We start from the raw sequence: 15,000 nt of genomic DNA, 5'->3' as shown, positions 1-15,000 counted from the left end.
TGGCAACTTCATAAAACTATCGATTAGTTTTGATATTGGTTCTGGATAATGCATGTATCAATATCCTCCTAGAACATTCCACCTGGTAAGTTTAAGCCTTTTGTAAATTTACCCATTGTAGAGTTTGAAAGCTCATCAGCCTTTTTAAGTGCATCATTTGTTGCAGCTAATACTAAGTCTTGTAACATTTCGATATCTTCTGGATCTACAACTTCCTCTTTAATCTTCACTTCAAGAATTTGCTTGTGACCATTTGCAATAACTGTAATCATTCCGCCGCCAGCTGTACCTTCAACTGTTTTTTCACCAAGCTCTTCTTGTGCTTTCGCCATGTCCTTTTGCATCTTTTGCATTTGTTTCATCATGTTATTCATATTTCCCATTCCGCCACGCATCATAATTAATTCCTCCTAATTATTATTACTCTTTTATTTCAATGAGTTCTTGCCCTACTAACTTCACTGCCTCTTCTATAAGAGGGTCTTCCTTTTTCTCTGAGCTTTCTTCAGACTCTCCACCTTCACGTTGTAAAAAGTCTTCACGGATTTTACCCCATTCACTTTTTGGAATGGCAATCATATTTAACCTTTTACTTAGCAATTCAAATAAAGCTTGTTCTACTGTATCCATAGCTTCTCGATTTTCGCTCGCCATCTTACAGTGAATCTCATATTGAAATGCTAAAACGTAAGTGTCATCTGAAGCTGCCACTGGTTCACTATTTTCTAGTAAAACGGCAAACGCTACTTTGTTATATGATTTGAGTCTTCCTAACAACTCACCCCATACAGCTTTTAATTGTTCTAAATCTTGACGCTTCGCTTGTTTTAATACTTCATTTACACGTCCGACAGGAATTTTCATACTTCCTGTTCGTACCGGTTTTGGTGTTGCACGTGTCTCTCTTACTTCCTGTTGTACACCTGCTGGCACACCGTTCTTTTTGACTTGCTCTAACTCTTTCTCCAGTTGCTGCATCCTGTTCATAATTGCTTGCAAACGATCTGTACCATTTGCTTGCATCATAAACTGTTGACACAATTGCACCATAACAACTTCTAAGAAAATACGCGGATGATTTGTCCACTTCATTTCCTGTTGTCCCTTACTAAGGGTATGAATAATCTCATAGATCACTTCCGGTTGCATTTCTTCACTCAACTTACGGAATTGATCATCTACAATTACTCGTTCCAACATATGTTCTAGTTGTGGTGAAGTTTGATATAAAAGCATATCACGATAATAGTAAATGAAATCCTCCATAAAACGAACTGGATCCTTCCCTTTACTCATCATTTCATCTATGATTTGCAATGCTCTTGATACATCATTTTCACGTATGCACTCTACTAAATTGCCTAAGTATTGCTGAGAAACAGATCCTGTTACGGCCAATACATCTTCTGTCGTAACAATCTCATCACTATAAGATATAGCCTGATCAATAAGACTAAGCGCATCACGCATACCACCTTCGGCAGCACGCGCAACAATTTGTAATGCTTCACCTTCCACTTGCGTACCTTCATTTGTCACGACCGTTGATAATCTCTCAACAATATCATTCACTGATATTTTTCGGAATTCAAAGCGCTGACAACGTGAAATGATTGTAGGTGGGATCTTATGAGGTTCTGTTGTCGCCAAAATAAAGATAACATGTCCTGGCGGCTCTTCTAAGGTTTTTAAAAGCGCATTGAATGCACCCATAGAAAGCATGTGAACTTCATCAATAATGTATACTTTATATTCTACAGCACTTGGAGCGTATTTTACTTTATCTCTAATATCTCGAATTTCATCTACACCGTTATTTGAAGCCGCATCAATTTCTAATACATCTGAAATGGATCCTTGTGTGATTCCTAAACAAGAAGGACATTCATTACAAGGTTCAGCTACCGGAGCATGTTCACAGTTAATTGCTTTTGCAAATACTTTTGCAATTGTCGTTTTTCCTGTTCCCCTCGGGCCAGAAAATAAATAAGCATGTGAAACTTTCTCTTGAAGAAGGGCATTTTGCAACGTTTTTGTCACGTGCTTTTGACCGACTACATCTTCGAACTTTTGCGGTCTCCATGTTCGGTATAACGCTTGGTATGACACGAAAATACGGCCTCCCTCAAAGGTTATTATCTCATTTATTATAACCCATTCTGTTTATAGATTCCAAAAGTTATTTTCTATACAAAAAACTCACCTTTGTATTAAGGTGAGTTTTGTATACATATATAACTGCCGTGCACCCTCCGTCGATTACGTACCATAAGCGTTACTCAAGCAGTTAGCTCGGTTCAGGCACTCCTGCGGCACACGAGAAGACCCGCTTATTGCTGCTTCCTTCCGGACCTGACAAGGTTCACGGGGTCCCGTTGCGCAGGACCCAAACGTCAACACCACTTACTTAAGGCAGACCTTACAGCAACATAACCTCGAGAGGGGATTCGGCCTCGCTAGAGCGGATTGCGAGTATAGGGCACCGCTACCTCCCCGCTTAGCACGGCAAAGTTAAAACCAATATTCGGTTGCCTTCATTAAAGGCATTATCAGTATAACTTGTTTCTTTAGAAAATGCAAATACGTTAGTTCCCAGCATTCTTCTCTAATTTTTTTATTGCTTTTCTTTTTTTACGAAGCTCTCTAAAAAAGTTTGTTAACAACGTACCGCATTCTTCCTCTAGTACACCAGATACTACTTCACATTGATGATTGAAGCGTTCATCCGTTAAAAGATTCATCAATGTCCCTGCACATCCGCCCTTCGGATCACTTGCACCATATACAACTCGCTTCACTCGTGATAAAACAATTCCACCCGCACACATTGGACAAGGTTCTAATGTTACATACAATGTTGCATCTTCTAAACGCCATGTCCCTAATTTTTTACATGCATCATCTATCGCTAGCAACTCAGCATGAGCTATTGATCTTTGCTCAGTTTCCCTTAAATTATGGGCAACACTAATTACCTCACCATCTAACACTATAACTGCTCCAATTGGTACTTCCTGTATTTCCTCTGCCTTTTTAGCTTCTTCTATCGCTAATTGCATAAAATAAATATCTTGATCTTGTTCCATAACATAGTCCTTTCATTACAAATAAAGTACACTTATTTCCATTTACTACACAGGGGATAACTTTTACAAATTCAATCCACCCTAAAAGAAAAAAGAGAGGGGATTACATATGAAAAATACCGCCTTGCTCATTATCGATATGATTAATGACTTTCAATTTTCCCACGGACCCATTCTAGCTAAAAAATGCGAAACTATAACAAATCCTATTTTACAATTAAAGAAAAAAATGAAATCCTTTGGCTATCCTATAATTTACGTTAATGACCATTATCAACTTTGGAGATCTGATATCGACCAACTTATTACCCATTGCACAAATGAATATAGCGAAAATATAATCCATAAGATTGCTCCAAGTTTTGATGAGTACATTTTTATTAAACCACATTATTCCGCTTTTTATGAAACACCTTTAAATTCATTACTAGGTTATTTAAAAATAGAAAATCTAATATTAACAGGGGTTGCCGGAAATATATGTATCCTATTTACAGCTAATGATGCTCATATGAGAAATTATAAATTGTATGTACCACAGGATTGTATCGCCTCTAACAACGACCAAGATAATATACATGCTTTAAAAATAATGGAAACTACATTGAAAGCAAATATAACATCATCAACCAAAATAAAATTTAATTAATACATATATCTATTTTCTAACTTTTTATATCAAATTAACCCGCTCGCTTCCCTCTTGTGCTACAATAATTCTGTTTTGTGTTTTTAGTAGTCACGGTAAATCACTGATTGAAAGGAGGAAACAGCGTGACCGGAGTACCATTTATCACGGTTGAAGGACCAATTGGTGTTGGAAAAACTTCACTTGCGAAGGAAATTTCAACTCACATGCAACTCCACTTACTAAAAGAGATTGTTGATGAAAATCCCTTTTTAGGAAAGTTCTATGAAGACATCGACGAATGGAGTTTTCAAACAGAGATGTTCTTTCTTTGTAATAGATACAAACAATTAGAAGACATTAACATAAAGTACTTGAATCAAAGGAAACCAGTAGTAGCGGATTACCATATCTTTAAAAATTTAATTTTTGCATCCCGCACATTAAAAGACTCTCAATATGACAAATACATGCAAATTTATCGTATCCTTACACAAGATATGCCTGTGCCAAATGTCATTGTTTATTTAACAGCTAGCCTAGAAACATTGCAAAAACGAATCGCCATGCGCGGAAGAGAATTTGAAAAAAACATGGATCCAAATTACTTACTACAGCTCACAAAAGATTATGAAACAGCAATGGATGCTTTTAAAAAAGATCATCCGGAAATACCAGTATTGAAATTTAATGGCGACGATATGGATTTTGTAAAAAATCCTGATGATTTAAACGTTATCCTATCTGCCCTTCAAAATACTCTCTTAAAGGAGTCGAAATAATAATGAATTTAAGGCAAAAATATGATATACCCAATGACGCAGTAATCACTATCGCCGGAACAGTAGGTGTGGGTAAATCAACTATGACAACTGCATTAGCTAATGCTTTAGGTTATCGCACATCATTTGAAAAAGTAGATTCCAATCCATATTTGGACAAGTTCTATGCGGACTTCACTCGCTGGAGCTTCCACCTACAAGTGTACTTTTTAGCAGAACGATTTAAGGAACAAAAAAGAATTTTTGAATATGGTGGCGGTTTTGTTCAAGATCGTTCCATTTACGAAGACACTGGAATTTTCGCAAAGATGCATCATGAAAAAGGAACAATGACGGAAACTGATTATGAAACATACAAAGGTTTATTTGACGCTATGGTCATGACTCCTTAGTTCCCTCATCCAGACTTATTAATTTACTTAGAAGGTTCTTTCGATGATATTGTCGATCGTATTCAAGAACGCGGGCGCCCAATGGAACAGCAAACACCAATTGAGTATTGGAAAGAAATGCATGGACGTTATGAAAACTGGATTAACAACTTTAATTCATGCCCTGTATTACGCTTAAATATTAATGAGTTCGATATTTTAAAAGATGGTGATTCAATCGAACCAATCATAAAAAAAATTGGCCATTTTTTAAAACAAACACGTAAACTTGTAAAATAAAAAACCCGTGCATATGCACGGGTTTTCCTATTAAATTACTTCTTCTTTGTTGGAGCAATAATTTCACTCTCAGGTTTTCCTGCGTTAATGCGCTGACGAACAGTACTTGTACTAATATCGTATGCTTCAGCAATCTCTTTAACAGTCATTTCTTTCCCGTTAATTACTGCCGTTAATACTTTACCTGTACGTTTTGGAGCTGCTTCTTTCTTTACAGCTGCTTTTTTAACTTGTTTTGGCGCCTCTACTTTACTCGTAGCTGGTTTTACATCACAAGTACAACCACAAAGTTTACGGAATGTATCATCACTAATAATGCGTGATACGTTTGCACCACTGTTTAAAATTCTATTGTTCTTACAGACAGGACATTGTACATAATATAAAGTTTTTCCATCTAAAGGAAACGTTTGTATAATAAGATCCATGTTGACTCCTTTCATATCTATGAAGATAATCATCGGAATATGAGTGTGTAATAAGGACAAAATTACCTTACACCATACTTTATGATTGGTTTTAAAATAAAAACTCGTTACGTGTTGGTAACGAGTTCTCCAATCTCCACTTATATGCGCTGTTGTCAATTATATCTGGAGGAGGTAGAGGGATTCGAACCCCCGCGCGACTCTCGCCGCCTGTCGGTTTTCAAGACCGATCCCTTCAGCCAGACTTGGGTATACCTCCATATTGACATCAAATATAATATCAAAAGAAAAACAGTTAGTCAACCCTACTAAAATAAATTATGAGGAAAGGAAAATTTTACTTTCCCCTTCCTACATTACAGTACTGACAACGCTCATAATTACCAATCACTCATACCGATGAATGTTTAAATTTACTTAATAACTGTTTTTCCTCCCATATAAGGGCGAAGAACTTCTGGAATTATAATTGTACCATCTTCTTGTTGGTAGTTCTCTAAAATAGCTGCAACCGTACGTCCAATTGCAAGACCAGATCCATTTAATGTATGAACATGTTCTGGTTTTCCATTTGGTTCACGGCGGAAACGGATATTTGCACGTCTCGCTTGGAAAGCTTCAAAATTACTACAAGAAGAAATTTCACGATATGTGCCATAGCTTGGAATCCATACTTCAATATCGTATTTCTTCGCTGCTGTAAATCCTAAATCGCCTGTGCACATGCTCATAACGCGATATGGCAACTCTAATAATTGTAACACGCGTTCTGCATCATTTGTTAACTTTTCTAACTCTTCATAAGAATCTTCTGGTTTTACGAACTTCACAAGCTCTACTTTATTGAACTGATGCTGGCGAATTAAACCACGTGTATCACGCCCAGCTGAACCTGCTTCAGAACGGAAGCAAGAGCTAAATGCAGCATATCTTATAGGCAATTGCTCTTTATTTAAAATCTCATCACGATGCATATTCGTTACAGGTACTTCAGCTGTTGGAATTAAGAAGTAATCTTCACTTTCAATACGGAATGCATCTTCTTCAAACTTTGGAAGTTGTCCTGTTCCTGTCATACTTGCACGGTTTACCATATATGGAGGTAATACTTCTTCATATCCATGCTCATCAGTATGAAGATCAAGCATAAAGCTAATTAAAGCACGCTCTAATCTTGCACCAGCACCTTTGTAGAATACGAAGCGGCTTCCTGTTACTTTCCCAGCGCGTTCAAAATCTAAAATTCCTAAATCAGTAGCAAGATCCCAATGTGGTTTTGGCTCATAAGTAAATTCTTTCACTTCTCCCCAAGTACGTGCTACTACATTATCATCCTCTGTTTCACCAACTGGAGCAGATTCATGAGGGATATTTGGAATAGATAACATTAATCTTTCTAAGTCTTCTTCAACTGTACGAAGTTCGTTATCAAGATCCTTTACTTTTTCTCCAACTTCACGCATTTCTAAAATTAGAGCTTCTGCATCTTTCTTTTCACGCTTCAATACAGAGATTTGTTGAGATACTTCGTTACGTTTACTTTTTAGTTCCTCTGTTTGAACAAGTAGTTCTCTTCTTCTCGTATCCAATTCTTCAAAACGACCAAAATCAGTTAAATCTTCGCCTCTATGCTGTAATTTCGCTTTTACTTCTTCAAAGTTTGTACGTAAAAATTTAATATCAAGCATTGTATACTCCTCCTTTTATTTTATAAAACACAAAAAACTCCCGTCCCTATATAAAGGGACGGGAGTTAACCCGCGTTGCCACCCTAGTTGAAAGCATTACCGCTTTCCTCTCAAGTAGAAATAACGGCTCTTCACCGGGAATGCTTACTAATCCAAAAGATATTCCACATTCCATTCCAGGATGGATTCACAAACTGTTTCTATCGATTTCCACCAACCATCGACTCTCTATAAGAAACGACATTTGTTACTATTTCCTATCAACACGCTTATTTTATAAAATTGTTACCATCAATTTACTATAATCTTATACAAGTTGCAAGTTACTTATACAACTTTTTTCATTTTCGCTTCTTTTACCATTTCAACAAAGTATGCTGTTACACGATGATCATCTGTTAATTCCGGATGGAATGAAGCAGCTAAAAACTGATTTTGTCTTACCGCTACCATTCGGTCACCATGTTTAGAAAGCACTTCAACATTATCAGCTACTTCTACAACATACGGCGCACGGATAAATACACCAACGAAGTCTTCACCCACGCCTTCAATTGAAAGCGCAGCCTCAAAACTATCCTTTTGGCGTCCGAACGCATTGCGCTCAACTGTAATATCCATAGCCCCAATATGTGCTTCTTCATAGCCAATAAGTGTTTTCGCAAGAAGAATCATCCCTGCACATGTACCAAACATTGGTTTACCAGACTTTGCAAATGTACGAAGTGGTTCCATGAAAGCATACTTATCAATAAGACGGCGCATTGTTGTACTTTCACCGCCCGGTAAAATAAGACCATCAATCTCTTCAAGTTGCTCTATACGCTTTACAACAACAGCTTCTGCACCACTTGCTTCAACTGATTTTACATGCTCACGAACTGCACCTTGAAGACCTAGTACACCGATTTTCACCATTTTAAAGTTCTCCTTTAATTACCATCCACGCTCTTGCATGCGTTGTTCTGGTAATAACGTTGAAATTTCGACACCCTTCATTGCATTACCTAATCCTTTAGAAAGGCTTGCAATTAGTTCGTAATCTTCATAATGAGTCGTTGCTTCAACGATTGCACGTGCAAATTTCTCTGGGTTTTCTGATTTGAAGATACCAGATCCAACAAATACCCCATCAGCACCAAGTTGCATCATTAATGCTGCATCTGCTGGTGTTGCTACACCACCTGCCGCAAAGTTTACAACTGGTAAGCGACCAAGACGTTTAATTTCAAGTAATACTTCGTAAGGAGCGCCAGTATTTTTTGCATATGTCATTAACTCATCTTCACGTAGACTCGCAACTTGACGGATTTCTGCATTGACTTGGCGCATATGACGCACTGCCTCTACAATGTTTCCTGTTCCTGGTTCACCTTTTGTACGAAGCATAGATGCACCTTCTGCAATACGACGTGCAGCTTCTCCGATATCACGGCAACCACATACAAATGGAACTGTGTAATCACGTTTATTTAAATGGTATACTTCATCAGCAGGAGTTAATACTTCACTCTCATCGATATAGTCTACCCCTAATGATTCTAATACACGTGCTTCTACAAGGTGACCGATACGGCATTTTGCCATAACCGGAATTGACACCGCACCCATAACTTCTTCAACAATTGTTGGGTCTGCCATACGAGAAACGCCACCTGCTGCACGAATATCTGCTGGTACACGCTCTAATGCCATAACGGCAACTGCGCCTGCCTCTTCTGCAATTTTTGCTTGTTCAGCGTTAACTACGTCCATAATAACGCCGCCTTTTTGCATTTCTGCCATTCCACGTTTTACACGTTCTGTCCCTGTTACATTTGTCATGTACAAAAACCCCCCTAGGTGAATTGCTTTCCCCCGTTAAAGGCGAAAATTAAGAATACTCTTACATTCTACCACTAACTATCAGATGCTTGTCTACTACTTTTTCATAAAGTCGGTATGAAAAATAGGAATAAAAAAAAGCTCCTATCGTGAGGAGCTTTTAAAACCAACCTTTTACTGTATCAACAGCACTATTCCACATACCACTAAAGAATGAACCAATTCCGCGCATAGCACGAGTAAACCAGTTTGCTTCTTCTACTTCAGATGTCGTTACAAGATCCACTTGCAGTGACTTACCGGTTAAAAATCCAGGGTCGTTTGTATCTTTTGGCGTAATTACCATTTGACCAAGCGCAGCTCCCTTTTTAATAGGTGCTTCTTGTCCCTTACTTGATTCTTTTAATTCTGTTTTATAAACATCTTTACTTCCCTTTGGCACTGGAAGTGAAATAGCTTGTTTCGTTTGAACTGCTACATCTTTATCTTTCGCATTTTCTACTCGTACTGTTTCTTGTCCTTTTACTGAAGAACCTTTTTTATACATTTGTTTCACTTCAAAGTTAGCAAATCCATAATCATATAGCTTCTTTGTTTCATCAAAACGTGCTGTATGAGAACTTGTTTTAATAACTACAGAAATAAAACGCATTCCGTTTCTTTCAACCGTACCAGTGAAGCAATCTCCTGCTTCTGGAGTTGAGCCTGTTTTTAGGCCATCTACGCCATCATATTCTTTAACTAAGCCCTTTAACATCCAGTTCCAGTTCGACATTCCAAACTTCTCTTTTTCTGGACGGAATTCTTTTTTAGGGATTTTTGCTGTATCTAACACTTTTGGATAATCTTTAATTAAATGTTGTGCTAAAGTTGCAACATCCTTTGCAGACATTTTATTTTCTTCATCCGCTGTTGTTCCTTCAGGATGCATTCCCTTTAAATCTTTATTCGTTAACCCTGTAGAATTGACACATTTATAATTTTTTACCCCTAGTTCTTTCGATTTGTCATTCATCATTTTTACGAAGTCTACTTCTTTACCTGCAATTGCTTCTGCTAATGCAATTGTTGCACCATTTGCAGAAAAGATTGCCATTGCTTCGTATAACTCTTTTACTGTATAAGAGCCACCATTTTCTAATGCAACATTTGATAATGAAGCATCTTGTGAAACCTTATATGCATATTCAGAAACCTTAATTTTCTGGTCCCACTTAAGTTTTCCTTTATCCACTGCTTCGTGAACTAAATATTCACTCATCATCTTTGTCATACTAGCAATGGATAATAATTCATCTGCATTCTTTTGATATAAAATTTTCCCAGAATTCGCTTCTACTAAAATTGCCGCACCTGCTTCAATGTTTAAAGCGGCTCCTGTTTCAGCTGATGCATTGCTATATGGCATAAAAATGCTACAAGCTAGTGTAAGCACTGTTACCAAAGCAATGAATCTTTTGCAAAACATACCTTTCACTTTTGCTACCCCCAATATCTATGTACTCACATAACCGTTATTCTAACATAATCAAAAAAAAATAGACAGAGATATCAAATCTCTGTCTATTTGTATATAAGACATTATAATGAGTAGTTTGGAGCCTCTTTTGTAATTTGTACGTGATGAGGATGACTTTCACGTAAGCCAGCACCTGACATACGAATGAATTGTGCATTTTCGCGTAAGAATTCTAAATCCTGTGCTCCGCAATATCCCATACCTGCACGTAAGCCACCAACTAATTGGTGAACTGTATCTGCTAAAGGTCCTTTATATGGCACTCGTCCTTCAATACCTTCTGGGACAAGCTTTTTATTACCTTCTTGGAAGTAACGATCTTTACTTCCTTTTTCCATCGCACCGACAGAACCCATACCACGATACACTTTAAATTGACGACCTTGGTAAATTTCAGTTTCTCCAGGGCTTTCTGCAACACCTGCAAACATGCTACCTAGCATAACAACATGTGCTCCTGCCGCTAAAGCTTTCACCATATCACCAGAGTACTTAATACCACCATCAGCAATAACTGGAATACCGTGTTTACGGGCTTCTGTTGCACAATCATAAACTGCAGTTAATTGTGGTACACCAACACCGGCTACAACGCGTGTTGTACAAATAGAACCTGGTCCAATACCAACTTTAACTACGTTTGCACCAGCTTCAATTAATGCTTTCGTTGCTTCAGCAGTAGCAACATTTCCAGCGATAATATTTAGTGATGGGTATTTAGCACGAACTTCTTTTACCTTATCAATAACACCTTTAGAATGTCCATGTGCTGTATCAAGTACAATTGCATCTACACTAGCTTTTACTAATGCATCGATGCGAAGCATAGCATCCGCTGTTACACCAACTGCTGCTCCAACCAATAAGCGTCCTTGCTTATCCTTAGCAGAGTTTGGGAATTCAATTACTTTTTCAATATCTTTTATTGTAATAAGCCCTTGTAATACACCGTTATTATCAACAAGAGGGAGTTTTTCAATTTTATACTTTTGTAGGATCTTTTCAGCTTCTTCCAGTGTAGTACCAACTGGAGCTGTAATTAATTGTTCTTTTGTCATTACGTCAGAAATTTTGATTGAGTAGTCTTGGATGAAGCGCATATCACGGTTTGTAATAATACCAACTAATTTTCGCTCATCTAAATTATTTACAACCGGTACACCTGAGATACGATATTTTCCCATAAGATGTTCTGCATCATATACTTGATGTTCTGGAGTTAAGAAGAAAGGATCTGAAATAACGCCGCTTTCAGAGCGCTTTACTTTATCAACTTGCTCTGCTTGTTGCTCAATAGACATATTCTTATGAATAATTCCTAAACCACCTTGGCGAGCCATTGCAATAGCCATGTCAGCTTCTGTTACTGTATCCATTCCTGCACTAATTAACGGGATGTTTAGCTGTAAGCTTTCAGATAAAACTGTTTTAACACTTACTTCTCTTGGTAATATATCTGACCTAGCTGGTACAAGTAATACATCATCAAAAGTCAAACCTTCTTTAACAAATTTAGATTCCCACATAATTGTTCCCCCTATGATACCAGAAATTATTATTAGTAGCTTATCAATTGGTTAAAATACTGTCAAGGACGTATATATATGTTAGAATTTTTAGACAATAAAAGGAGCGTAATATATGCATCAAACATCTTGTACTTGGCAGCAGTTAAGTTTCTTTTTTTCATCTCAAAACGTACAACGTTATCTTGCCCGTTGTTATGAAAAATCCTCTATTCAGGATGCAGAAAAAAAAAGTTTTGAAAATTGTTATCCCTTTATTTATTACTTAGAACACGGGAAAAATTATTATGAATTATATAAGACAGCTCCATTTTCCATTCAACCAATGTTGTTATTTTATGGAATTAGTCAACTGTTTAAAGCATGCCTACTAACTATTGACCCTAACTATCCTGAATCCACTACTGTTTTAGCTCATGGCGTTACAACTCGCAAACGAAAAAAACAAGGGTATCAATTTTTAGAAGATGAGGTGAAGGTACAAAAAAACGGATTGTTTACTCATGTTGCAGAACAACTGTTTCACATGAAACACTTAGAAGCAGAAAAATTTAACATGTTAGAACTAATGGGAAATATTCCAGAATTACAAAATTTATTTCGTTATAGTCAAAAAGGATCAACTTTATATAAAATTGATTCAACAATTAAAAATGAGCTCTCCTTTTCAGTCAACCTACTAGATCGATTACATATGACTAAAGAGAGATTTTCTCGTTACATTGAAACATCTTGTAAGCATTTATCAATACAACACGTACCTAAGAAGACTAATGAATCGAATTTACTTTTTACAGCGCCTATTCAATCATGGAATCCTATGTACAGTACTCCTTTATACTATGAACATCTTACTAATACTTATTATTTGCCACTTACGACTGACCCTAGAAATCCTAAGCCAATATTACCTGAACTCCTCATTCATTATTTATTGCTCTATAATTTAAGCATGATTTCTAGATATGAAACAGATTGGTGGTATGACTTACTTGGAAGTTATGGTTCTGAAGATTATCCATTTATTTATCAATTTCTAAGTATTTCTGCTCAAAAAATCCCTTACTATATTTCAAATTTTTTATTAATGGAACCAAATCTATTTCATGGGAAATAAAAAAACACAAGTCAAATGACTTGTGTTTTTAGTTGCTTGGCGACGTCCTACTCTCACAGGGACAAGGTCCCAACTACCATCGGCGCTAGAGAGCTTAACTTCCGTGTTCGGTATGGGAACGGGTGTGACCTCTCTGCCATCATCACCAAACTATGAAGGCATATTCCTTCAAAACTAGATAACATTTGCTACATATTATATGGTTAAGTCCTCGATCTATTAGTATTCGTCAGCTCCACATGTCACCATGCTTCCACCTCGAACCTATCAACCTGATCATCTTTCAGGGATCTTACTAGCTTACGCTATGGGAAATCTCATCTTGAGGGGGGCTTCATGCTTAGATGCTTTCAGCACTTATCCCTTCCGCACATAGCTACCCAGCTATGCCCTTGGCAGAACAACTGGTACACCAGCGGTGCGTCCATCCCGGTCCTCTCGTACTAAGGACAGCTCCTCTCAAATTTCCTACGCCCACGACGGATAGGGACCGAACTGTCTCACGACGTTCTGAACCCAGCTCGCGTACCGCTTTAATGGGCGAACAGCCCAACCCTTGGGACCGACTACAGCCCCAGGATGCGATGAGCCGACATCGAGGTGCCAAACCTCCCCGTCGATGTGGACTCTTGGGGGAGATAAGCCTGTTATCCCCGGGGTAGCTTTTATCCGTTGAGCGATGGCCCTTCCATGCGGAACCACCGGATCACTAAGCCCGACTTTCGTCCCTGCTCGACTTGTAGGTCTCGCAGTCAAGCTCCCTTATGCCTTTGCACTCTACGAATGATTTCCAACCATTCTGAGGGAACCTTTGGGCGCCTCCGTTACACTTTAGGAGGCGACCGCCCCAGTCAAACTGCCCACCTGACACTGTCTCCCGGGTCGATAAGACCCGTAGGTTAGAATTTCAATACAGTCAGGGCGGTATCCCACCAGCGCCTCCACCGAAGCTAGCGCTCCGGTTTCAATGGCTCCCGCCTATCCTGTACAAACTGTACCAAAATTCAATATCAGGCTACAGTAAAGCTCCACGGGGTCTTTCCGTCCTGTCGCGGGTAACCTGCATCTTCACAGGTACTATAATTTCACCGAGTCTCTGGTTGAGACAGTGCCCAAATCGTTACACCTTTCGTGCGGGTCGGAACTTACCCGACAAGGAATTTCGCTACCTTAGGACCGTTATAGTTACGGCCGCCGTTTACTGGGGCTTCAGTTCAGAGCTTCGCTTACGCTAACCCCTCTCCTTAACCTTCCAGCACCGGGCAGGTGTCACCCCCTATACTTCGCCTTACGGCTTCGCAGAGAGCTGTGTTTTTGCTAAACAGTCGCTTGGGCCTATTCACTGCGGCTTTCCGTTAAGAAAGCACCCCTTCTCCCGAAGTTACGGGGTCATTTTGCCGAGTTCCTTAACCAGAGTTCTCTCGCACACCTTAGGATTCTCTCCTCGCCTACCTGTGTCGGTTTGCGGTACAGGCACCTTTTATCTCGCTAGAAGCTTTTCTTGGCAGCGGGGAATCAAAGACTTCGCTCCATAAGGAGCTTCCCCATCACAGCTCAGCCTTTACGATAAGCGGATTTGCCTACTTATCAGCCTAACTGCTTGGACGTGCACAACCAATCGCACGCTTCTTCTATCCTTCTGCGTCCCTCCATTGCTCAAACGATAAAGAGGTGGTACAGGAATATCAACCTGTTGTCCATCGCCTACGCCTGTCGGCCTCGGCTTAGGTC

General features: G+C 38.6%; 13 protein-coding genes, 1 tRNA gene, 2 rRNA genes, 1 other RNA gene, 1 pseudogene and 1 other annotated feature (2 of these 19 running past the window's edge). Of the genes and pseudogenes, 4 read left to right on the top strand and 14 right to left on the bottom strand.

Annotated elements, in window-relative coordinates; all coding sequences use genetic code 11:
- The 5 genes from recR to tadA all read right to left on the bottom strand — a co-directional run.
- Positions 1 to 54 carry the beginning of a recombination protein RecR gene (gene recR, locus BC_RS00135; RefSeq protein ID WP_000559169.1) on the bottom strand. It extends 543 nt beyond the left edge of the window, so 54 of the gene's 597 nt are visible here — the first part of the coding sequence; the start codon lies at positions 52 to 54; its stop codon lies off the left edge, out of view.
- Between the two features lie 14 nt (positions 55 to 68).
- Positions 69 to 395, bottom strand: a complete 327-nt coding sequence (locus BC_RS00130) for a YbaB/EbfC family nucleoid-associated protein (protein WP_014894853.1) — start codon at positions 393 to 395, stop codon at positions 69 to 71.
- A gap of 25 nt (positions 396 to 420) precedes the next feature.
- Positions 421 to 2,109: a DNA polymerase III subunit gamma/tau gene (dnaX, locus tag BC_RS00125; RefSeq protein WP_000121588.1), complete on the bottom strand. Its 1,689-nt coding sequence runs from the start codon at positions 2,107 to 2,109 to the stop codon at positions 421 to 423.
- 132 nt (positions 2,110 to 2,241) lie between these two features.
- Positions 2,242 to 2,506: signal recognition particle sRNA large type (gene ffs, locus BC_RS00120), an RNA gene on the bottom strand.
- 79 nt (positions 2,507 to 2,585) lie between these two features.
- Positions 2,586 to 3,086, bottom strand: a complete 501-nt coding sequence (tadA, locus tag BC_RS00115) for a tRNA adenosine(34) deaminase TadA (RefSeq protein WP_000434328.1) — start codon at positions 3,084 to 3,086, stop codon at positions 2,586 to 2,588.
- A gap of 109 nt (positions 3,087 to 3,195) precedes the next feature.
- Between tadA and BC_RS00110 the strand changes: the two genes are divergently transcribed.
- The 3 genes and pseudogenes from BC_RS00110 to BC_RS00100 all read left to right on the top strand — a co-directional run bounded on the left by BC_RS00110 (position 3,196) and on the right by BC_RS00100 (position 5,167).
- A complete protein-coding gene (locus BC_RS00110) occupies positions 3,196 to 3,735 on the top strand; it encodes an isochorismatase family cysteine hydrolase (RefSeq protein ID WP_000798724.1) in 540 nt (179 codons plus the stop codon).
- A gap of 125 nt (positions 3,736 to 3,860) precedes the next feature.
- Entirely contained in the window at positions 3,861 to 4,496 is a 636-nt protein-coding gene (locus BC_RS00105) for a deoxynucleoside kinase (protein ID WP_000148218.1), read from the top strand.
- 2 nt (positions 4,497 to 4,498) lie between these two features.
- Positions 4,499 to 5,167 (top strand): annotated as a pseudogene (locus BC_RS00100) (deoxynucleoside kinase).
- Between the two features lie 35 nt (positions 5,168 to 5,202).
- On the opposite strand, the gene BC_RS00095 reads toward BC_RS00100, so the two are convergent.
- From BC_RS00095 to guaB, 7 genes are all read right to left on the bottom strand, one after another.
- Positions 5,203 to 5,595 carry a DUF3797 domain-containing protein gene (locus BC_RS00095; RefSeq protein ID WP_000364193.1) on the bottom strand — a complete coding sequence of 131 codons (393 nt, stop codon included), beginning with the start codon at positions 5,593 to 5,595 and terminating at the stop codon, positions 5,203 to 5,205.
- Positions 5,596 to 5,761: 166 nt separating this feature from the next.
- Positions 5,762 to 5,854 (bottom strand) — tRNA-Ser (locus BC_RS00090).
- Positions 5,855 to 6,008: 154 nt separating this feature from the next.
- Positions 6,009 to 7,283, bottom strand: coding sequence for a serine--tRNA ligase (gene serS, locus BC_RS00085; RefSeq protein ID WP_000884187.1), 1,275 nt, complete (start codon positions 7,281 to 7,283; stop codon positions 6,009 to 6,011).
- 51 nt (positions 7,284 to 7,334) lie between these two features.
- Positions 7,335 to 7,556, bottom strand: a binding site (T-box leader).
- A 54-nt stretch (positions 7,557 to 7,610) separates the two neighbouring features.
- Complete coding sequence (gene pdxT / locus BC_RS00080) at positions 7,611 to 8,201, bottom strand: pyridoxal 5'-phosphate synthase glutaminase subunit PdxT (RefSeq protein ID WP_000238787.1); 591 nt, start codon at positions 8,199 to 8,201, stop codon at positions 7,611 to 7,613.
- Between the two features lie 18 nt (positions 8,202 to 8,219).
- Positions 8,220 to 9,107, bottom strand: a complete 888-nt coding sequence (gene pdxS / locus BC_RS00075; protein ID WP_000186165.1) for a pyridoxal 5'-phosphate synthase lyase subunit PdxS — start codon at positions 9,105 to 9,107, stop codon at positions 8,220 to 8,222.
- Between the two features lie 160 nt (positions 9,108 to 9,267).
- A complete protein-coding gene (gene dacA, locus BC_RS00070) occupies positions 9,268 to 10,575 on the bottom strand; it encodes a D-alanyl-D-alanine carboxypeptidase DacA (RefSeq protein ID WP_164928340.1) in 1,308 nt (435 codons plus the stop codon).
- 113 nt (positions 10,576 to 10,688) lie between these two features.
- On the bottom strand, positions 10,689 to 12,152 hold the full coding sequence (guaB, locus tag BC_RS00065; protein WP_000264088.1) for an IMP dehydrogenase: 1,464 nt from the start codon (positions 12,150 to 12,152) through the stop codon (positions 10,689 to 10,691).
- 115 nt (positions 12,153 to 12,267) lie between these two features.
- On the opposite strand from guaB, the gene BC_RS00060 reads away from it, so the two are divergent.
- Positions 12,268 to 13,269, top strand: a complete 1,002-nt coding sequence (locus BC_RS00060) for a YaaC family protein (protein WP_000554292.1) — start codon at positions 12,268 to 12,270, stop codon at positions 13,267 to 13,269.
- A 34-nt stretch (positions 13,270 to 13,303) separates the two neighbouring features.
- On the opposite strand, the gene rrf is transcribed toward BC_RS00060, so the two are convergent.
- Both rrf and BC_RS00050 read right to left on the bottom strand, forming a co-directional pair.
- Positions 13,304 to 13,419: ribosomal RNA gene (gene rrf / locus BC_RS00055) — 5S ribosomal RNA — on the bottom strand.
- Between the two features lie 49 nt (positions 13,420 to 13,468).
- Positions 13,469 to 15,000, bottom strand: a 23S ribosomal RNA gene (locus BC_RS00050) (it continues 1,390 nt past the right edge of the window).

Origin of the sequence: Bacillus cereus ATCC 14579 (assembly GCF_000007825.1) — a bacterium.
Classification (GTDB): Bacteria; Bacillota; Bacilli; order Bacillales; family Bacillaceae_G; genus Bacillus_A; species Bacillus_A cereus.
The sequence above is the reverse complement of the archived record's forward strand: the minus strand, read 5'-3'. Positions and strand labels throughout refer to the sequence as shown.